Consider the following 19,177-nt stretch of genomic DNA (forward strand, 5'->3'; position numbering starts at 1 on the left):
CAGAATTTGCCTGGCGGCTGTAGCGCGGTGGTCCCACCTGACCCCATGCCGAACTCAGAAGTGAAACGCCGTAGCGCCGATGGTAGTGTGGGGTCTCCCCATGCGAGAGTAGGGAACTGCCAGGCATTAAACAAGTGAAGAAGCCCATCCTGCCGGATGGGCTTTTTTGCGTCTGCAGGGAATGAGAACTGCCGGATGCAGCGTACCATTTTATCCAGCCCATAAAAGCCCACTCTATTTCAAACCGATTTTTCTCTTTCTCGAACATATCTGAATCCTTTCTCTGCTAATGAAAACCGTGATCTTTCTCTCATAATAAATTATAACAATTATATAACATTTATTTCACCAAAAAAGACACAACCACCATTGATAAATTAATGCAATCGTTGGCAGGGGTACAATTCTAATGGCTGATAGCAGTGTAACTGAGAACGGGGCGCTGGCAGACGGCGATACTCGGCGTCGTATATGGGCGATTGTCGGAGCATCATCAGGGAATCTGGTCGAATGGTTTGATTTCTATATCTATTCTTTCTGCTCTCTCTATTTTGCTCATATCTTTTTTCCATCAGGAAACACCACCACGCAACTCTTACAAACAGCCGGAGTTTTTGCTGCAGGCTTTCTGATGCGACCGATTGGCGGCTGGCTGTTTGGTCGCATCGCGGATAAGCACGGGCGTAAAAAGTCGATGCTGCTGTCAGTTTGTATGATGTGTATGGGATCGCTGGTGATCGCTTGTCTTCCGGGATATGAAACCATCGGTACCTGGGCTCCTGCTCTATTGCTGCTGGCTAGGTTATTTCAGGGGCTGTCTGTCGGTGGTGAATACGGGACCAGCGCTACCTATATGAGTGAAGTAGCCGTTGAAGGGAAGAAAGGTTTTTATGCTTCCTTCCAGTACGTGACGTTAATCGGCGGGCAGTTACTGGCACTGCTGGTTGTGGTCATATTACAGCAAACGTTAGAAGACTCAGCGCTAAGATCGTGGGGTTGGCGTATTCCATTTGCGTTGGGCGCCGTACTGGCTATTGTTGCGTTATGGCTGCGTCGACAGTTGGATGAAACCTCGAAACAGGACGTTCGCGCGCTGAAAGAAGCTGGTTCTCTGAAAGGTCTGTGGCGTAATCGCAAAGCCTTCATCATGGTGCTTGGCTTTACCGCTGCTGGCTCGCTGTGTTTTTACACGTTCACAACCTACATGCAGAAGTACCTGGTTAACACTGCCGGTATGCATGCCAACGTAGCCAGTGGGATTATGACGGCGGCACTGTGTGTGTTTATGCTGGTGCAACCGTTGTTCGGTGCCTTGTCAGATAAAATTGGCCGACGTACTTCAATGCTGTGTTTTGGCGCGTTGGCCGCGATTTTCACCGTCCCCATTCTGACAGCGTTGCAAAGCGTGACGTCCCCGTATATGGCGTTTGCTCTGGTGATGTGTGCCTTGCTGATTGTGAGTTTCTATACGTCAATCAGCGGTATTCTGAAGGCCGAGATGTTCCCGGCACAGGTGCGCGCTCTGGGGGTTGGATTATCTTATGCGGTGGCCAATGCTCTGTTTGGTGGCTCAGCCGAATATGTTGCGTTATCCCTGAAGTCTGTCGGTATGGAAACAACATTCTTCTGGTACGTTACAGCACTGGCAATAGTCGCATTTTTGGTATCGCTGATGCTGCATGGGAAGGGGAAAGGTCTGCGCCTCTAGTGATGTGCCAGTTGCCAGACCGCATAACCGGTAGACGCACCTGCAACATCCCAGGCGAAGTCTTTCCAGCTCCAGCCGCTCCCAGCGGGACGGCTGTCCCATAGCTCTTTTGACGCGCCCAGGCTGACTGAGAACATCAGGCCGATAGCCGCGCTGCGATCGCGGCTGTTGCCCTGATGTTGAGCATATTCGTTTCCAGCTGCGGAGAGCATAGCGGAGGCGATAAAGTGTTGAGCCTTGTCTTGTCCGCTCCAGCGGTCGTTTGCCATGTGGCTGCAGCCAGAAATGGCCATGATACTGAAAAGAATAAACAAGCGCACCGTTGCCTCCATAGGAAAAACCCCGTCACTGGACGGGGTCTTGGTTACAGAATACGGCTAATTAATCTGTCGATACGGATACGGCGTAGTCGACGGATGAGCTTACGCACTTTGACTGGATAGTCGGCAATGCTTTGCAGGTCGCGATAGTGCTTAACGACGGTGGTATGCGTGCGAATAAGCTCCAGCTCTTTATCGCGCTGGGGAGTCAGCTCTTGCTTCGGATCGTGGATAAGGATGGCGTTTTCCAGATCCAGACGCCAGGCGCGAGGGTTAAGGTTGTTGCCGGTGAGCAGCATCCATTTATCATCAACCCACATGCCTTTCAGATGATAGGTGTTGTCATCATCTTTCCATAAGCGCACGACCAGTTGGTCGGTATTCACATAATATTGCAGTCTGCTCAGGAAACGGCGCAGGTTAATTTCATACAGGTAGGGCAGCGCGCCGATGATTTTAAATGGCTCATCTTCTGGAATGAAAAAGTCGTTGGCGGTTTTATCACCGACAATGATCTCGACCTTTTTGCCTTCACGCAGCAGCTGAATGATATTGCGCACCAGTATAGCGGGCAGGTTGAAATAAGGGGTACAGATTGTGAGCTTGTGCTCCGCGCAGGGCATAAGGTGGAAAATGGTCTTATTTAACAGACTGGATTTTCCAAGGCCTACCAGAGGCGTTACCGAGAGCTGTTCATTATCCGCATCACCCTGAAAATGGAATGACGCATCGCGCAGTTCCTGACGGTAAAGGCGGATGTCGTTTTTAATTTCCGGGCTTTTAGGGCGATTAATATCATCAAGGCGATTAACGCCGCGACCGTTCATCAGGTTCTGCGTGACCCAATCGAACATGATATCGGCCATTTGAGCATTGCGAATCAATTGATAACGGTCATAGCGATATTTATCATGCTGATGCAGATAAACATCATTCAGGCTGGCCCCGCTATACAGGACGCTGTCATCGATGATAAAGCCTTTAAAATGCAGGACGCCAAGCGCTTCTCGGGTGTTAATCGGAACACCGTAGACAGGAATATCAATACCTGGGTTTTCTTGTGCCATTCGGCAATACCAGTCAGCGTTGGTATTCGATGCCGCAGCACCAATACGTCCGCGCTGGGCTCGGTGCCAGTCGACAAGCACCCGGACATCCAGTTCAGGACGCTGCCGTTTTGCCGCATAGAGCGCGTCGAGTATGCCTTTGCCACCGTCATCCTGTTCCAGGTACAGCGCAATAATGCAGATCCGTCGCGTCGCGCTGGCTATTTTTTCCAGCAGAGTCTCCCTGAAATTAGCGGGAGCATAAAAGAAATCTACATCATCAACTGACTGAGAAATCTTGGGTAGTTGGGCAAGGTGTTGTTGATGTTTATTACGCTTAAATTTTGACAACATCACAGTGCATTTCTTCTCTGTTCATTGAAGGGTCCTCTGTGCTATGCAGACGACATAAGCGTGTAATGATACCACCAGTACCTATTAATGTGGTCAACATTTCCAGTACCTTACTCACGATTCCTCAAATTGGGCCAGATTAAGCGTTAGCCCAACAATTCCCTCTTCGAGTTGGACGTCAACAGCGAACCCGAGTTTCCGGGCCAGGGCGACCATCCCACGATTGTTTGGCATCGTAATACCATTCAAACGTCTAAGTCCGTGATCTCGGGTATATGCAATTAATTTTTCCATCAACCGGCGACCCAGTCCAAGCCCTTTGAGATCTGAACGAACCAGCACGGCGAACTCGGCGTCAATGTTATCAGGATCCGAGATTGCTCGCGTTACGCCGAGGATCTCTTGCTGATTGTTTTTACAGCGTACCGCAACAAAGGCCATTTCCCGATCGTAGTCGATCTGCGTCATATTGGCTAAATCTTCGTGGGTAAATTCGTTGATCTCACTGAAATAGCGATAATAAAGATCTTCTTTTGTTACCTGAGAAATGAACTGCTGCAGATGAGGTTCATCCTCGGGCAAAATAGGGCGGAACAAGCAACGCTCGCCGTTCTTCAACTCCACCCATTCTTCAAGCTGATGGGGGTAGGGGCGTATAGCCAGCCTGCTTTCGTTATCGCCCGTGAAAGGGGCAATGTCCAGCGTGACATCCAGCGCGGTAAATTCACCGGCGGAGGCCAACAGCGGATGAATATCCAGACGCTGAATTTCCGGACAATCGACGATCAGATTGGAGACCTGCACCAGAAGCTGACTTAACCCGGCGATATCCAATGGGCGTAATGCGCTGCGAGCGCGGATCTTTTTATTTTTGATCCCCTGGATCACCAGATAACGCGCCAGATTCATGTTCAATGGCGGCAACGCCACCACGGCTTGCTCTTCTGGTCGCCACTCAACTCCGCCTTCACCAAGCATAATCAACGGGCCAAATACCGGGTCATGTTCAACGACGACGCGCAGCTCCTGAGCGCCAGCGCGATTCGCCATACTTTGTACTAATAAACCGTGAATGCGCGCCTGCGGCCAGGCCATTTTTACCCGATCAAAAATCGCATTGGCTGCCTGCTGCACCTCTGTTGCCGTTCGCAGGTAGAGCATTACCCCCTGAACTTCTGATTTATGTGGGATATCAGGAGAACGCAGCTTTAGCGCCACCGGGTAACCGATTTGCTCCGCGATGTGTACGGCTTCAGCGCTGTCGCTGGCGATCCACGTCGGCAGTGTGTGTAAGCCATAGGCTTGTAAAATCGGCTGCACTTCATGGGTATCCAGCGACGTTGCTCCTTCAGCAATCGCCTGCTGTAACAGATTATGCGCCTCGGCGGTATTGGTGGTCAGGTAGTCGGGCAGCGCAGGGGTTTCCCGCAGTTGCTTCTGGTTACGCCGGTACTCCACCATATGCATAAACGCGGTGATGGTGCCTTCTGGCGTGCGGTAGGTAGGTAATCCGGCTTCGCTAAACAGTCTACGGGCTTCCTGGGAGGAAAACTCTCCGCACCAGTTGGTCAGTAACGAGACGAACTTACCGCGGGGATGACGTTTTACCGCCTCGATTAACGCTTGCGCGCTTTCTGTTCCCGGGGCGGCTGCGCTGGGTGAGTGAATCACCATCAGTGCGTCGAAATCCTGGCTGGCGAGCAAGATATCCAGCGTCTTAACGTAGTGTTCGCTGCTGGCGTCGTCACGCAGATCCAGTGGGTTGGCGATATCAATATGTTCAGGTAGCGCATCGCGTAATTTCTGGCAGGTATCTTCACTCAATGTCGCCAACTTGCCATTTTTTGACCACAGCTCATCTAATGCCAGTGCGGCAGGCGCGGCCCCATTGCTGATGATCATCAGCCTGTCGCCGCGCAGTGGACGCATGTGGCTCAGGGTTTCTACCGCAGAGAACAGCTCGTGAGTGTCTTGTACGCGTAATAAACCGGCGCGCTGGATAGCTGCGTCCCACGCAGGGTCCATCCCTGCACTGGTATGCAGTAAACGCTGTGCAGCCGGACTGCGACCACTCTTAATCACCAGAATGGGTTTATTGCGCGAGGCGCTACGGGCGGCGGAGACAAAGCGCCGGGCATCACTTAAATGTTCGAGATATAGCAATATCGCGCTGGTTTTACTGTCGCGCGCCAGGTAATCCAGTAGTTCATCAACGTCGATATCCAGGCTGTCGCCCAGCGCGATAAACCAGGAAAAACCCATGTCGCGCTGCTGCGCCCAGTCCAGAATGGTGTTGGAAATCGCCGCTGACTGGGAAATAAATGCCAACTTACCGCGCTTGATGGGGACGGGGGAAAAGCTGGCGTTAAGCCCCTGCCAGGGCGCGAGAAGTCCCAGGCTGTTGGGGCCGAGGAGACGTATGTTGTAGCGTGCGGCGCAGGCCAACAATTCCAGGTGCTGCGATGCGGGAGCTGAAAGAATAATGCAGGTTTTACAGCCTTTCTCGCCAAGCGCTTCGAGTAATGCCAGGTTGCGGCTGGCATTGGTGCACAACACGGCAAGGTCTGGGCTAAAAGGCAGGCTGTTGATATTGGGCCAGGCCAGGACGCCCAACACCGCTTTCCATGCTGGCGTCACTGGTAAAACAGGTCCATTGAAACCGCCGGCAAGCAGGTTACGCATCATCAGGTAACCTGCGCGATTAGGCTTCATTGACGCCCCAATCACCGCAATGGATTTCGGTCGCAGTAGTGCTTCCAGACCACGCTGACTCATATCGGCTTCCTTAATGACACCAGTGACCGAATGATTTTAAACGCTTTCTGGCGAGTCTGCTGTGACGCTTCCCTGATGTTGAGTTTTTCCTGCCAGGTAGCGGGTTTTAAAGCGAGTGAAATGTTCGCTCAACCCCTCCGCAGCTTGCGTATCGCCCGCCAGATCCAACAACGCGATGGCCACTTCGGCAGTACAGTATTGCCCTTCGGCGTGAATGCCACGCAGGCGGTAAGCGGAAAGTCGCGATAAATCAACGGAGATCACCGGCAGGTTATCAAGGTACGGGCTTTTGCGGAACATTTTACGCGCTTCAGGCCAGGTACCATCAAGCATGATAAACAACGGTGGTTTACCGGCTGGAGGCGCGAAAATCACTTCACGCTCTTCGCCCGCATAGGATGCCGGGAATACAACCATAGGCTGGTAATCCGGATTTTTCACCAGTTCGAGCAGCGCCTGTGGCGGTTCGGTGCGTGACCACTGAAAAGCCGTGGTATCGGGCAAAATATCGGCAATCAAACGTCCCGTATTGCTGGGCTTCATCGGCTCGGTATCAAACATCACCAGACAAAAGCGGCTTTTGGCCTCAGACGACACCAGCGTTGCGCACAAGCAGAGCTTCAGAGGCAGCAGGCAGCGCTGACAGCGGCGAATGCGATTACCTCGGGCAAGGAAAGGACGCGTGGCGCGCGCGAGGCGCTCAGCGCGTAACTGAAGAACAGCGTTATCGGTCATGGGAGAACACGTTGAAAAACGCTATTGTCGCAGAGGTGAAAACGGGGCACAAGATGCGCCCCGTAGAGATTATAATGATTCGTTAAGCCAGCTATCAAACGGGGCTTTAGGTACGGCGCCATTAAGCATGTCGACGATTTCACCTTTTCTGAAGATCATAATGGTCGGGATGCTGCGGATACCGAAACGGGCGCTGAGTTCACGCTCGGCTTCTGTATTCACTTTAACAAAACGCACTTTACCGCTACGCTCTTCCGCGACATCTTCAAAAATCGGGGCGAAGTTACGGCATGGACCACACCAGGGGGCCCAAAAATCAACCACCACCGGGAGATCGTCTTTTAACAGTTTATCCAGTGTTTCACCGGTCGCATTGATCACCTCCCCATCAAACAGGTCGTGACCACAGCGTCCGCATTTAGCCGCTTCCTGGACACGATCGTCGGGGATGCGGTTGATAGCCTGGCAGCTGGTACAAACGGTATTCATAACTAACCTCTGGATGAGTGGAGTGGACTTCACGGCAGTAACGCCAATATGTTTCTATTATGTTACATATTATCGGGGAGTCTGTTCTAAACAACAATGCGTTTTATTCAATGAGTACAATAGTCCTTAGCTTTTAAATGAAATAATGGCTAACGACGTGCACATCGGGTAATCTTCGCGCTTCGCGCAGAGCAGGTGGAGAAAAACATGAGCGACGAACTGAAGAATAAAAACGGCAAGGTCAAAGTGATGTACGTCCGCAGTGACGATGACTCGGACAAACGCACCCAAAATCCACGTACTGGTAAAGGCGGCGGTCGCCCCGGTACTTCCCGAGCCGAAGGCGGTCGTCGCCCTGCCCGTGATGACAGAAAGGGTCCGAACAGCGAACGTGGTCGTGAACGTGGTCGTGGCCGCGATGTAGAACGCGACCGTGGACGTGAAGATTCACCATGGCGTACCGTGTCCCGCGCACCGAATGAGGATGCAGCAGACAAAGCCGATCACGGTGGTATCAGCGGCAAAAGCTTTATCGATCCTGAAGTATTACGTCGTCAGCGCGCGGAAGAAACCCGCGTTTACGGTGAGAATGCCTGTCAGGCTCTGTTCCAGAGTCGTCCGGACGCTATTGTTCGCGCCTGGTTTGTTCAGAGCGTAACCCCGCGCTTTAAAGAAGCATTACGCTGGATGGCGGCGAACCGCAAAGCCTACCACGTGGTTGACGAAGCCGAGCTGGCGAAAGCCTCCGGCACTGAACACCATGGCGGCGTCTGTTTCCTGATCAAGAAACGTAACGGTACCACTGTTAAGCAGTGGGTTGGTCAGGCCGGGGCGCAGGATTGCGTGCTGGCCCTGGAAGACATTGCTAACCCGCACAACCTGGGCGGCATGATGCGTAGCTGCGCGCACTTCGGTGTGAAAGGCGTAGTGGTACAGGATGCGGCGCTGTTGGAATCAGGTGCGGCTATCCGCACTGCTGAAGGCGGAGCTGAGCACGTTCAGCCGATCACCGGTGACAGTATTGTCGATGTGCTGGACGACTTCCGTAAAGCGGGTTACACGGTAGTGATGACCTCAAGCGTGAAAGGCAAGCCGCTGTTTACTACCACGTTGCCGGAAAAAATGGTGCTGGTATTAGGGCGTGAGCGTGAGGCTCTGCCAGAAGCAGCATGCTCAGCCGACGACCTGTGCGTGGCGATAAACGGTACGGGCAACGTAGAAACGCTCAACGTTTCTGTCGCGACCGGCGTGCTGCTCGCGGAGTGGTGGCGTCAGAACAAAGCCTGATAATAAAAATGCCAGCGATTCGCTGGCATTTTTTTACTCGCTTTCTGCTGGCAATACCGGCGTCCAGTCAATCGGCTTTTCACCTCGCTGTTCCAGCCACTCATTAGCCAGTACAAAATGATTGCAGCCAAAGAAACCGCGATGCGCAGAGAGCGGTGATGGGTGCGGCGCTTTCAATACATGGTGACGCTGCGCATCAATAATCGCACCTTTCTTTTGTGCGTGTGAACCCCAGAGCAGGAATACCACGCCTTCCCGATGTTGGTTAATCAGGCTGATGACTTTATCGGTAAATGTTTCCCATCCCAGACTGGCGTGCGAATGTGCCTGCCCGGCACGGACGGTAAGCACGGTGTTGAGTAACAGCACACCCTGGCGTGCCCAGCTTTCCAGATATCCGTGCGTTGGGCGTGTGAAGCCAGGAATCGTTGCTTCCAGCTCTTTGTACATGTTCAGCAACGAGGGCGGGGTGGCAATACCGGGGCGGACAGAAAACGCGAGACCGTGTGCCTGGCCCGGACCGTGGTATGGATCCTGCCCCAGGATGACGACTTTCACGTCGCCAAGTTCGGTAAAGCGAAAAGCGTTGAATACATCTTTTTGTGGCGGATAAATTGTCATCCCCGACTGACGCTCGCCCGCCACAGTATGCAGCGTGTTAACAAAATAAGGCTGCTGTTTCTCTTCTGCCAGCACATCGTGCCAGGTTAATTCGGTGGCCATCTCGCTCTCCTGCGAATTTTCAATCCCCCTAGCTTAACTGCTTCTTTCGACGTCGCAAAATTCTGTACGTTTCTCAAGGGTCTACCCCTTAAAGATAGTTGAAAGTTTATGTAAAAAGTTTAGCTGCGCATGTGGCGTAAGTTGATGTAAAACAATAAAATCCACCTATCACCACTTTTCATGTGTGGTTTTTATTGATTTAAATCAAAGATTCAAGGGGGTGTGAGGGGTATATATACACTCAAGCAACAATGGTTTTACCAATTGGCCGGATGACGGCCAGCCGAAATCAAATAATTTTGCCGGGGAGGCATCAAATGATTACAGGTATCCAGATTACTAAAGCTGCAAACGACGACCTGCTGAACTCTTTCTGGCTGCTGGACAGCGAAAAAGGCGAAGCACGCTGCATCGTTGCGAAAGCAGGTTTCAATGCTGATGAAGTCGTTGCTGTCAGCAAACTGGGTGAAATCGAATACCGTGAAGTACCGGTAGACGTACAGCCGGAAGTCCGTGTGGAAGGTGGTCAGCACCTGAACGTGAACGTTCTGCGCCGCGAAACTCTGGAAGATGCGGTTAAGCATCCGGAAAAATATCCGCAGCTGACCATCCGTGTTTCTGGTTATGCCGTGCGTTTCAACTCTCTGACGCCAGAACAGCAGCGCGACGTTATTGCTCGTACCTTTACTGAGAGCCTGTAAGGTTCACGGGGAATAACCCCGTCTGGCAGAGAATCTGAAAGCGGAAGATGCCAACGTATCTTCCGCTTTTTTGTGCACAAAAAATGCCGGGCTAAACGGCCCGGCATTCGGTTTACTCTTTGTCGGACTGCTGGGTAGCAGCTCCGCTCGGCTTACGGCGTTTGCCGACATTTTTGGCGTCGCGGTGACGTTTTTTCACCCGCGGTTTCTCTTTCTCTTTTGCTTTTTGCTCGGCGCGCTTCGCCAGCACTTTCTTGGATGGCTTACCGTTAGATTTCTCACTTGGCGCGCGCGTGGTTGGACGCAGTTCGTCGATGACGCGTGCTTTCAGTGGCTCGTCAATATAGCGGCTCGCTTTGCCGAGCAGCAGATGGTCGTGGGCTTCAACCAAAGAGATCGCAGTACCTTTACGGCCTGCACGACCGGTACGGCCAATGCGGTGCAGATAGGCATCGCCACTGCGCGGCATGTCGAAGTTAAACACGTGGCTGACGTCAGGAATATCGATCCCACGAGCGGCAACGTCGGTTGCTACCAGTACGTTCACACGACCATCGGTCAGGCGTTTGATCGCTTCATTACGTTTGTTCTGCACCATCTCGCCTTCGAGATAGCAGTTATTAATGCCCGCCTGGCGCAGCCAGCCTGCCAGCTCGTGCACACGCTCGCGTTTACGTACGAAGACAATCGAGCGGGTCGCTTCCGGCTGTTTTAACAAATGGATCAGCAGGGCAGTTTTGTGCTCGATGTCATCGGCACGGTAGTAAAACTGATGAATCTTCTTGCGTTCGCGGGTAGACGGATCCGCCGAAACTTCGACCGGATCCTCCAGCAGACGCTCAGCAAAATCTTTGATCGCATCGCCTTCCAGCGTGGCGGAGAACAGCATAGTTTGCTTACGCCAGCGGGTTTCTCCAGCGATATGCTCGATGTCCTGGGCAAAGCCCATGTCCAACATGCGGTCTGCTTCATCGAGGATTAGTGTCTCAACCGCATGACAGTCGAAGTTTTCTTCTTTAATGTACTGCAGCAGACGACCGGTAGTGGCGACCACGATGTCCTGGTTTTCGCTAAAGACTTCCATGTGGTTCATGTAAGCCACGCCGCCGGTAATCGTGGCGATATCCAGATGCGTATTCTTCGCCAGTTCACGGGCGTGTTCGGCAACCTGCATCGCCAGTTCGCGCGTCGGTGTCAAAATCAAAATGCGCGGCGGGCCAGATTTCTTGCGCGGGAAGTCGAGCAGGTGCTGCAACGCTGGCAGCAAATATGCCGCCGTTTTACCGGTGCCTGTCGGCGCAGAACCGAGTACATCACGGCCATCGAGCGCAGGCGGAATGGCGGCAGCCTGAATGGCGGTCGGGCGAGTGAAACCTTTTTCCTGGAGGGCATCCAGAAGGCTTTCATCGAGTTCAAGTTCGGAAAAAGTCGTTACAGTCATGTTCTACCTCTGAGTGGGGCGCTGATTATAGACGTTACGGCTGCAATCTTCATCTGTTTGTATGGATATACCTTCTCAGGTATTGTTTTTATCCTATGTTATCGTTTTTTTTCCAGGAAGGTTGTTCTTCATGCCCCAGTCTACATCCGTACTTAGACGTAATGGATTTACTTTTAAGCAGTTTTTTGTGGCACACGATCGTTGTGCAATGAAAGTCGGAACGGACGGCATTTTATTGGGGGCCTGGGCCCCTGTTGCTGGCGTAAAGCGGATCCTGGATATTGGTACCGGGAGCGGCCTGTTGGCGCTGATGCTGGCCCAGCGCACAGATGAAAACGTCATCATTGACGCTGTGGAGCTTGATGTTGATGCCGCGCAGCAGGCGCAGGAGAACATCGCGCAATCCCCGTGGATGCATCGCGTGAACGTTCATACGGAAGATGTGCAGCAGTGGGTACCGCGCCAGACCGTGCGCTTTGATTTGATCATCAGCAACCCTCCCTATTATGAACAGGGAGTGGAATGTGCCACGCCGCAGCGCGAGCAGGCTCGCTACACCACCACGCTCGATCATCAAGTATTGCTGACGCTGGCGGCAGACAGCATTACGGAAGAAGGTTTTTTCTGTGTGGTGCTGCCCGAACAGATTGGTAACGCATTTTCCCAGCAGGCACTGGGCATGGGCTGGCATCTGCGATTGCGCACGGATGTAGCAGAAACCGAGGCCCGACTACCGAATCGGGTACTGCTGGCATTCTCCCCGCAGGCCGGGGAGTGCTTTAGTGACAGGCTGGTGATCCGTGGGCCAGACCAACGTTACTCTGAAGGTTACACGGCGCTGACCCAGGCGTTTTATCTGTTCATGTGATGACTTAGCGGCGAGAGAATGGACGGGCCTGCCTCTGGAAGCTGTTCAGGATAATCCAGCGTATAGTGCAGGCCCCGACTCTCTTTACGCATCATCGCGCAGCGGACAATCAGCTCAGCAACCTGCACCAGATTGCGCAGTTCCAGCAAGTTGTTCGACACGCGGAAATGAGCGTAATACTCGTCGATTTCCTGTTGCAACATGGTGATACGGCGTAGGGCGCGCTCCAGACGTTTAGTTGTGCGCACGATACCGACGTAATCCCACATAAATAGCCGCAGCTCATGCCAGTTATGCTGAATCACAACCAGTTCATCCGGGTTTTCTACCCGGCTTTCATCCCAATCCGGGAGGGTGCTGACGCTGCGAGCATAAGGCATTCGCCTGTCGATATCTTCAGCCGCGGACCAGCCGTAAACCAGGCACTCCAGTAATGAGTTTGACGCCATCCGGTTGGCTCCATGCAGGCCGGTGTAACTCACTTCGCCGATCGCATACAGCCCGTCGACATCCGTACGGCCAAAGTCATCCACCATCACGCCGCCGCAGGTATAGTGCGCGGCAGGAACGATGGGAACCGGCTCTTTGGTCAAATCGATGCCCAGTCCCAGCAATTTTTCATAAATCATCGGGAAATGCTGACGAACAAATTCTTCCGGTTTATGGCTGATGTCGAGAAACATGCAGTCAGCGCCCAGGCGCTTCATTTCGTGGTCAATGGCGCGGGCAACAATATCGCGGGGAGCCAGTTCGCCACGCTCGTCAAAATCGGGCATAAAGCGCGAACCGTCCGGGCGCTTCAGATGTGCGCCTTCGCCACGCAGCGCCTCGGTTAGCAGAAAGTTGCGCGCCTGCGGATGATACAGCGCCGTCGGGTGAAACTGGTTAAATTCCAGATTGGCGACACGGCATCCCGCGCGCCAGGCCATCGCAATCCCATCACCCGAGGAAATATCTGGATTGGTGGTGTATTGGTACACCTTTGACGCGCCGCCGGTGGCCAACACTACTGACTTGGCATGGCAGGTTTCTACGGCTTCTTTATTACGGTTCCAGATCCAGGCTCCGACAACCCGACGCGTTCCCGGCAGACCGATTTTATCGGAGACAATCAGATCGACGGCATTACTGCGCTCAAGAACCCGTATGTTGGGGTGATTTTGTGCCTGGCTGACGAGGGTGGTTTCGACTTCTTTACCGGTGGCATCCGCAGAGTGCAGAATGCGTCGATGGCTATGACCACCTTCACGGGTCAGGTGATAGCTCTCCTCACCGTTGGGCTGAACCTGCGTATCAAATAAGACGCCCTGATCGATAAGCCACTGAACGCAGGTGCGGGCATTGCTGGCGACAAATTCAACCGCATGGCGATCGCACAGGCCGGCCCCGGCAATCAGAGTATCTTCAACGTGGGAGTTGATGCTGTCGGTTTCATCAAACACCGCGGCAATACCGCCCTGGGCATAAAATGTCGAGCCTTCGCTGACCGGACCTTTGCTCAGGACAATAACCTGATGTTTTTCGGCCAGGCGCAGCGCCAGTGAGAGTCCGGCAGCCCCGCTGCCAATGATCAGCACGTCACAGGATAATTCAGGAGTCGTATTCATGATTTTTGTTTAATTTACTAAACAGTGTTTGGTCACCATAGCACCACATTGCGCGATACTGCACGTTTTATTTTTAAATGTGTTGCAGTGACTAAACATGAAAAAAAAGCATGACGAGGACGAAATGAGCAAAAATATTTTGTGAAGCAGGCCGTTAGCACCAGATTATGTGATGAAATTAAGTGGCCGTTGGGTTACTCTGCAAGCGGTGAAATGGGCATTTCTAAACAGATAGTGCGTCGATCGGATTATGTAGACTTATAATGAGAGATAAGACCTGTCTACAACATGACAAACAAAAAACAATGCGTAACGGAACTTTACGAAACTTGAGCACTCTAAGCATTTGCTTGCTCATAGTGAAGCTGATGGAGTGGCGTTTCGAAGGCGCGTGGAAATTTGGTTTGGGGAGACTTTACCTCGGATGAGCGAGCAGTTAACGGACCAGGTCCTGGTAGAACGGGTCCAGAAGGGAGATCAGAAAGCCTTTAACCTACTGGTAGTGCGCTATCAGCATAAGGTGGCGAGTCTGGTTTCTCGCTATGTACCGTCGGGCGATGTACCCGATGTAGTACAAGAAGCATTTATCAAGGCCTATCGTGCGCTGGACTCGTTCCGGGGAGATAGTGCTTTTTATACCTGGCTGTATCGTATTGCAGTCAATACAGCGAAGAATTACCTGGTCGCTCAGGGGCGTCGTCCACCTTCCAGTGATATTGATGCGATTGAAGCAGAAAATTACGAAAGTGGCGGTGCGCTGAAAGAAATTTCGAACCCTGAGAACTTAATGTTGTCAGAAGAACTGAGACAGATAGTTTTCCGGACTATTGAGTCCCTCCCGGAAGATTTACGCATGGCAATAACCTTGCGGGAGCTGGATGGCCTGAGCTATGAAGAGATAGCCGCTATCATGGATTGTCCGGTAGGTACGGTGCGTTCACGTATCTTCCGAGCGAGGGAAGCTATTGATAATAAAGTTCAACCGCTTATCAGGCGTTGACGATAGCGGGATACTGGAAAAGGTATTAGGCATGCAGAAAGAAAAACTTTCCGCTTTAATGGATGGCGAAACGCTGGATACTGAGTTACTCAAAGAGCTGACTCAGGACCCGGAAATGCAAAAAACCTGGGAGAGTTATCACCTGATTCGCGATTCCATGCGAGGTGATACCGCCGACGTTCTCCATTTCGATATTTCCGCCCGCGTAATGGCTGCCATCCAGGATGAGCCAGTACGTCAGACGGTGCCATTGATTCCTGAGGCCCAGCCAGCACCGCACCAGTGGCAGAAAATGCCATTCTGGAAAAAAATGCGTCCATGGGCCGCGCAGCTTACCCAAATGGGTGTGGCCGCGTGTGTATCACTTGCAGTTATTGTTGGCGTCCAGCACTATAATGGGCAATCTGAAACGTCCCAGCAGCCCGAAACGCCGGTATTTAATACATTACCGATGATGGGTAAAGCCAGTCCGGTAAGCTTGGGTGTACCCTCTGACGCGACGGCCAGCGGCGGTCAGCAACAGCAGGTACAGGAGCAGCGTCGTCGTATTAATGCCATGTTGCAGGACTACGAACTGCAACGTCGACTGCACTCTGAACAGCTTCAGTTTGAGCAGGCCCAAACACAGCAAGCCGCTGTGCAGGTGCCAGGAATTCAAACTTTAGGAACGCAATCGCAGTAATGAAGCAACTTTGGTTTGCCATGTCACTTGTGGCTGGTAGCCTGTTTTTCTCTGTAAACGCCTCGGCCAATCCTGCGTCCGGGGCGTTGTTGCAGCAGATGAATCTGGCCAGCCAGTCGCTAACCTATGAGCTGTCATTTGTCAGCATCAATAAGCAGGGTGTTGAATCCCTACGTTATCGCCATGCCCGCTTGGATAACCGTCCGCTAGCGCAACTGTTGCAAATGGATGGACCGCGCCGGGAAGTGGTGCAGCGTGGCAATGAAATTAGCTATTTTGAGCCTGGTCTCGAACCGTTCACGCTGAACGGCGACTATATCGTTGACTCTCTGCCCTCTCTGATTTACACCGACTTCAAACGTCTTGCTCCCTACTATGACTTTATCTCAGTAGGTCGCACCCGCATTGCCGATCGGCTCTGTGAAGTGATCCGCGTAGTCGCCCGTGACGGTACGCGTTACAGCTATATCGTCTGGATGGACACGGAGACTAAGCTGCCGATGCGCGTCGATCTTCTCGACCGTGATGGTGAGACGCTGGAACAGTTCCGTGTTATCGCGTTTACCGTAAACAACGGCGTTAGCGATAGCATGCAGGCGCTGGCGAAAGCCAATCTACCGCCGTTGCTGTCAGTTCCTGCGGGTGAGAAAACCAACTTCAACTGGAGTCCGTCGTGGTTGCCGCAAGGCTTCAGCGAAGTTTCCAGCAGTCGACGTCCGCTGCCGACGATGGATAACATGCCGATCGAATCGCGCCTATATTCTGATGGCCTGTTCAGTTTCTCCGTGAACGTAAACCGTGCGATGCAAAACAGCGCCGATCAGCTGTTGCGAACCGGGCGTAGAACGGTTAGCACCAGCGTGCGTGATAACGCAGAAATTACGATTGTGGGCGAGCTTCCACCGCAAACGGCGAAGCGTATCGCGGACAATATTAAGTTCAGGGCTGCACAATGATTAAAGAGTGGGCGACAGTCGTCTCCTGGCAAAATGGTCTGGCGACGGTCAGCTGTGATGTTAAAGCATCATGTAGCAGCTGTGCTTCGCGGGCCGGATGCGGGAGCCGCGTGCTGAACAAACTTGGGCCGCAGACCACGCATACCATTGTGGTGCCCAGCGACGAACCCTTAGCGCCCGGTCAAAAAGTTGAACTGGGTATTGCCGAGGGTAGCCTGCTGGGTTCAGCGATGTTGGTCTACATGTCTCCGTTGGCGGGGCTCTTTCTCTTCGCGGCGTTATTCCAGGTGCTGTTTGGTTCCGACCTTGCGGCATTAAGCGGTGCCGTGCTGGGGGGCGTGGGCGGATTCCTGATTGCCCGTGGATACTCTCGTAAGCTTGCTGAGCGCGAAGCCTGGCAGCCGGTCATTCTGAACGTTGCTCTCCCACCCGATCTCATTCGCGTCGAAACCCCACAGTGATAGCTTTGCCTGATGGCGCTTGTGTCGCCATCCGGCAAAAGTTTCACCGACTTTGCAAAGTTGTTTCCAGTTCCCGCTATCCTTGCTCTATGAACATTTCCTCGCCTCAGCGTTGTAGTGTAGAATGCGGCGTTTCACTTAAACAGACGTTAAGCTCAGATCAGCGACTTCTCAGAGCCTGCTCAGGCGGGCGTAAGGCACAATAATTACACTATATGAAGAACATACGTAACTTTTCAATCATAGCTCACATCGACCACGGTAAATCGACGCTGTCTGACCGTATTATCCAGATCTGCGGTGGCCTGTCTGACCGTGAAATGGAAGCGCAGGTTCTCGACTCGATGGATCTTGAGCGTGAGCGCGGTATTACTATCAAAGCGCAGAGCGTGACGCTCGATTTCAAAGCATCTGATGGTGAAACCTATCAGCTTAACTTTATCGACACCCCGGGCCACGTTGACTTCTCGTATGAAGTTTCCCGCTCGCTTGCCGCCTGTGAAGGCGCACTGCTGGTGGTTGATGCCGGACAGGGCGTCGAAGCACAGACCCTGGCTAACTGCTATACCGCCATGGAAATGGATCTGGAAGTGGTGCCGGTACTGAACAAAATTGACCTGCCAGCCGCCGATCCTGAGCGTGTGGCGGAAGAGATCGAAGATATCGTCGGTATCGATGCGACGGATGCCGTTCGCTGTTCGGCGAAAACCGGCGTAGGCGTCACTGACGTTCTTGAACGTCTGGTGCGCGACATCCCGCCGCCGGAAGGCGACCCGGAAGGTCCGTTACAGGCGCTAATCATCGACTCCTGGTTCGATAACTACCTGGGCGTCGTGTCACTGGTGCGTATTAAAAACGGCACCATGCGTAAAGGCGACAAAATTAAAGTGATGAGCACCGGTCAGGTCTATAACGCTGACCGTCTGGGCATCTTCACGCCAAAACAGGTTGACCGTACCGAGCTGAAATGCGGCGAGGTGGGTTGGTTGGTTTGTGCGATTAAAGACATCCTGGGCGCACCGGTTGGCGATACCCTGACGCAGGCGCGTAACCCGGCGGACAAGCCGCTGCCAGGCTTTAAAAAAGTGAAGCCGCAGGTTTACGCCGGTCTGTTCCCGGTGAGCTCTGACGACTACGAAAACTTCCGTGACGCGCTCGGCAAGCTGAGCCTCAACGATGCCTCCCTGTTCTATGAACCGGAAAGCTCAACCGCGCTGGGCTTCGGCTTCCGCTGTGGCTTCCTCGGTCTGCTACACATGGAGATCATTCAGGAACGTCTGGAACGTGAATACGATCTGGATCTGATCACTACCGCGCCGACCGTAGTCTACGAAGTCGAAACCACGGCGAAAGAGACGATCTACGTCGATAGCCCGTCCAAGCTGCCGCCGTTGAACAACATTTACGAACTGCGAGAGCCGATTGCTGAGTGTCACATGCTGCTGCCGCAGGCTTACCTCGGTAACGTCATCACGCTGTGTATCGAGAAGCGCGGCGTACAGACCAACATGGTTTACCACGGTAACCAGGTGGCGCTGACCTATGAAATTCCGATGGCGGAAGTGGTACTCGACTTCTTCGACCGTCTGAAGTCAACTTCTCGCGGCTATGCGTCGCTGGACTATAACTTCAAACGTTTCCAGGCGTCTGACATGGTGCGCGTTGATGTTCTCATCAACAACGAACGTGTCGATGCGCTGGCGCTGATTACCCACCGCGACAACTCCCAGAGCCGTGGTCGTGAACTGGTCGAGAAGATGAAAGATCTGATCCCTCGCCAGCAGTTTGATATCGCGATCCAGGCGGCCATTGGTACGCACATCATCGCGCGTTCAACGGTTAAGCAGTTGCGTAAAAACGTTCTGGCGAAATGCTACGGTGGCGATATCAGCCGTAAGAAAAAGCTGCTGCAAAAACAGAAAGAGGGTAAAAAGCGCATGAAGCAGATCGGTAACGTCGAACTGCCACAGGAAGCCTTCCTCGCCATTCTGCATGTCGGTAAAGACAGCAAATAATCTTAAGGA

General features: G+C 52.8%; 18 protein-coding genes and 1 rRNA gene. 11 read left to right on the forward strand and 8 right to left on the reverse strand.

What is annotated here, in order from left to right:
* Positions 1-9 precede the first annotated feature (9 nt).
* Both rrf and BZK42_RS20770 read left to right on the forward strand, forming a co-directional pair.
* A 5S ribosomal RNA gene (gene rrf, locus BZK42_RS20765) occupies positions 10-125 on the forward strand.
* A 284-nt stretch (positions 126-409) separates the two neighbouring features.
* Complete coding sequence (locus BZK42_RS20770) at positions 410-1,708, forward strand: MFS transporter (RefSeq protein WP_016154060.1); 1,299 nt, start codon at positions 410-412, stop codon at positions 1,706-1,708.
* Here BZK42_RS20770 and BZK42_RS20775 read toward each other — a convergent pair.
* The 5 genes from BZK42_RS20775 to trxC all read right to left on the reverse strand — a co-directional run bounded on the left by BZK42_RS20775 (position 1,705) and on the right by trxC (position 7,427).
* The gene (locus tag BZK42_RS20775; protein ID WP_202633508.1) at positions 1,705-2,040 is read right to left on the reverse strand and encodes a YfiM family lipoprotein; all 336 of its coding nucleotides are present in this window, start codon (positions 2,038-2,040) and stop codon (positions 1,705-1,707) included. The two genes, BZK42_RS20770 and BZK42_RS20775, sit on opposite strands and share 4 nt — an antisense overlap.
* Before the next feature lie 32 nt (positions 2,041-2,072).
* The gene (gene pssA, locus BZK42_RS20780; protein ID WP_003835350.1) at positions 2,073-3,428 is read right to left on the reverse strand and encodes a CDP-diacylglycerol--serine O-phosphatidyltransferase; all 1,356 of its coding nucleotides are present in this window, start codon (positions 3,426-3,428) and stop codon (positions 2,073-2,075) included.
* A gap of 114 nt (positions 3,429-3,542) precedes the next feature.
* Complete coding sequence (locus tag BZK42_RS20785; protein WP_016157179.1) at positions 3,543-6,203, reverse strand: bifunctional acetate--CoA ligase family protein/GNAT family N-acetyltransferase; 2,661 nt, start codon at positions 6,201-6,203, stop codon at positions 3,543-3,545.
* A 36-nt stretch (positions 6,204-6,239) separates the two neighbouring features.
* A complete protein-coding gene (gene tapT / locus BZK42_RS20790; protein WP_080860009.1) occupies positions 6,240-6,938 on the reverse strand; it encodes a tRNA-uridine aminocarboxypropyltransferase in 699 nt (232 codons plus the stop codon).
* A 69-nt stretch (positions 6,939-7,007) separates the two neighbouring features.
* On the reverse strand, positions 7,008-7,427 hold the full coding sequence (gene trxC, locus BZK42_RS20795) for a thioredoxin TrxC (protein WP_003037559.1): 420 nt from the start codon (positions 7,425-7,427) through the stop codon (positions 7,008-7,010).
* A 207-nt stretch (positions 7,428-7,634) separates the two neighbouring features.
* Between trxC and BZK42_RS20800 the strand changes: the two genes are divergently transcribed.
* Positions 7,635-8,714, forward strand: a complete 1,080-nt coding sequence (locus BZK42_RS20800) for a tRNA/rRNA methyltransferase (RefSeq protein WP_080860011.1) — start codon at positions 7,635-7,637, stop codon at positions 8,712-8,714.
* Positions 8,715-8,747: 33 nt separating this feature from the next.
* Here the strand turns inward: BZK42_RS20800 and ung are convergent, their stop codons facing one another.
* Positions 8,748-9,437, reverse strand: coding sequence for a uracil-DNA glycosylase (gene ung, locus BZK42_RS20805; protein ID WP_016154055.1), 690 nt, complete (start codon positions 9,435-9,437; stop codon positions 8,748-8,750).
* 317 nt (positions 9,438-9,754) lie between these two features.
* On the opposite strand from ung, the gene grcA reads away from it, so the two are divergent.
* Entirely contained in the window at positions 9,755-10,138 is a 384-nt protein-coding gene (grcA, locus tag BZK42_RS20810; protein ID WP_003037563.1) for an autonomous glycyl radical cofactor GrcA, read from the forward strand.
* 112 nt (positions 10,139-10,250) lie between these two features.
* Here grcA and srmB read toward each other — a convergent pair whose 3' ends face one another.
* Entirely contained in the window at positions 10,251-11,579 is a 1,329-nt protein-coding gene (gene srmB / locus BZK42_RS20815; protein WP_016157176.1) for an ATP-dependent RNA helicase SrmB, read from the reverse strand.
* A 130-nt stretch (positions 11,580-11,709) separates the two neighbouring features.
* On the opposite strand from srmB, the gene trmN reads away from it, so the two are divergent.
* Entirely contained in the window at positions 11,710-12,447 is a 738-nt protein-coding gene (gene trmN / locus BZK42_RS20820) for a tRNA(1)(Val) (adenine(37)-N(6))-methyltransferase TrmN (protein WP_016154053.1), read from the forward strand.
* Here the strand turns inward: trmN and nadB are convergent.
* On the reverse strand, positions 12,432-14,054 hold the full coding sequence (gene nadB, locus BZK42_RS20825; RefSeq protein ID WP_080860013.1) for an L-aspartate oxidase: 1,623 nt from the start codon (positions 14,052-14,054) through the stop codon (positions 12,432-12,434). The two genes, trmN and nadB, sit on opposite strands and share 16 nt — an antisense overlap.
* A 305-nt stretch (positions 14,055-14,359) precedes the next feature.
* On the opposite strand from nadB, the gene rseD reads away from it, so the two are divergent.
* From rseD to lepA, 6 genes are all read left to right on the forward strand, one after another.
* Positions 14,360-14,482 (forward strand): rpoE leader peptide RseD, encoded by a 123-nt coding sequence (rseD, locus tag BZK42_RS28420; protein WP_223306697.1) that lies wholly within the window; start codon positions 14,360-14,362, stop codon positions 14,480-14,482.
* Positions 14,479-15,054 carry an RNA polymerase sigma factor RpoE gene (gene rpoE, locus BZK42_RS20835; RefSeq protein ID WP_003037573.1) on the forward strand — a complete coding sequence of 192 codons (576 nt, stop codon included), beginning with the start codon at positions 14,479-14,481 and terminating at the stop codon, positions 15,052-15,054. The genes rseD and rpoE overlap by 4 nt, the downstream gene beginning before the upstream one ends.
* Before the next feature lie 31 nt (positions 15,055-15,085).
* Positions 15,086-15,736, forward strand: coding sequence for an anti-sigma-E factor RseA (gene rseA / locus BZK42_RS20840; protein ID WP_019077408.1), 651 nt, complete (start codon positions 15,086-15,088; stop codon positions 15,734-15,736).
* Positions 15,736-16,692: a sigma-E factor regulatory protein RseB gene (gene rseB / locus BZK42_RS20845; protein WP_016154050.1), complete on the forward strand. Its 957-nt coding sequence runs from the start codon at positions 15,736-15,738 to the stop codon at positions 16,690-16,692. Before rseA ends, rseB begins: the two co-directional genes overlap by 1 nt.
* The gene (gene rseC / locus BZK42_RS20850) at positions 16,689-17,153 is read left to right on the forward strand and encodes a SoxR-reducing system protein RseC (RefSeq protein WP_080860016.1); all 465 of its coding nucleotides are present in this window, start codon (positions 16,689-16,691) and stop codon (positions 17,151-17,153) included. The genes rseB and rseC overlap by 4 nt, the downstream gene beginning before the upstream one ends.
* A gap of 215 nt (positions 17,154-17,368) precedes the next feature.
* Positions 17,369-19,168, forward strand: coding sequence for a translation elongation factor 4 (gene lepA / locus BZK42_RS20855; RefSeq protein WP_003037577.1), 1,800 nt, complete (start codon positions 17,369-17,371; stop codon positions 19,166-19,168).
* The last annotated feature ends 9 nt before the right edge of the window (positions 19,169-19,177 follow it).

Source organism: Citrobacter braakii (assembly GCF_002075345.1).
Taxonomy (GTDB): domain Bacteria; phylum Pseudomonadota; class Gammaproteobacteria; order Enterobacterales; family Enterobacteriaceae; genus Citrobacter; species Citrobacter braakii.

What these genes read in the sequence shown, in the direction of transcription:
- lepA (WP_003037577.1), top strand. Translation starts at nt 17,369, where the DNA reads ATGAAGAACATACGTAACTTTTCAATCATAGCTCACATCGACCACGGT.
- rseC (WP_080860016.1), top strand. Translation starts at nt 16,689, where the DNA reads ATGATTAAAGAGTGGGCGACAGTCGTCTCCTGGCAAAATGGTCTGGCG.
- nadB (WP_080860013.1), bottom strand. Translation starts at nt 14,054, where the DNA reads ATGAATACGACTCCTGAATTATCCTGTGACGTGCTGATCATTGGCAGC.
- rpoE (WP_003037573.1), top strand. Translation starts at nt 14,479, where the DNA reads ATGAGCGAGCAGTTAACGGACCAGGTCCTGGTAGAACGGGTCCAGAAG.
- trxC (WP_003037559.1), bottom strand. Translation starts at nt 7,427, where the DNA reads ATGAATACCGTTTGTACCAGCTGCCAGGCTATCAACCGCATCCCCGAC.
- BZK42_RS20775 (WP_202633508.1), bottom strand. Translation starts at nt 2,040, where the DNA reads ATGGAGGCAACGGTGCGCTTGTTTATTCTTTTCAGTATCATGGCCATT.
- BZK42_RS20800 (WP_080860011.1), top strand. Translation starts at nt 7,635, where the DNA reads ATGAGCGACGAACTGAAGAATAAAAACGGCAAGGTCAAAGTGATGTAC.
- trmN (WP_016154053.1), top strand. Translation starts at nt 11,710, where the DNA reads ATGCCCCAGTCTACATCCGTACTTAGACGTAATGGATTTACTTTTAAG.
- BZK42_RS20770 (WP_016154060.1), top strand. Translation starts at nt 410, where the DNA reads ATGGCTGATAGCAGTGTAACTGAGAACGGGGCGCTGGCAGACGGCGAT.
- grcA (WP_003037563.1), top strand. Translation starts at nt 9,755, where the DNA reads ATGATTACAGGTATCCAGATTACTAAAGCTGCAAACGACGACCTGCTG.
- rseB (WP_016154050.1), top strand. Translation starts at nt 15,736, where the DNA reads ATGAAGCAACTTTGGTTTGCCATGTCACTTGTGGCTGGTAGCCTGTTT.
- srmB (WP_016157176.1), bottom strand. Translation starts at nt 11,579, where the DNA reads ATGACTGTAACGACTTTTTCCGAACTTGAACTCGATGAAAGCCTTCTG.
- BZK42_RS20785 (WP_016157179.1), bottom strand. Translation starts at nt 6,203, where the DNA reads ATGAGTCAGCGTGGTCTGGAAGCACTACTGCGACCGAAATCCATTGCG.
- rseA (WP_019077408.1), top strand. Translation starts at nt 15,086, where the DNA reads ATGCAGAAAGAAAAACTTTCCGCTTTAATGGATGGCGAAACGCTGGAT.
- pssA (WP_003835350.1), bottom strand. Translation starts at nt 3,428, where the DNA reads ATGTTGTCAAAATTTAAGCGTAATAAACATCAACAACACCTTGCCCAA.
- ung (WP_016154055.1), bottom strand. Translation starts at nt 9,437, where the DNA reads ATGGCCACCGAATTAACCTGGCACGATGTGCTGGCAGAAGAGAAACAG.
- rseD (WP_223306697.1), top strand. Translation starts at nt 14,360, where the DNA reads ATGCGTAACGGAACTTTACGAAACTTGAGCACTCTAAGCATTTGCTTG.
- tapT (WP_080860009.1), bottom strand. Translation starts at nt 6,938, where the DNA reads ATGACCGATAACGCTGTTCTTCAGTTACGCGCTGAGCGCCTCGCGCGC.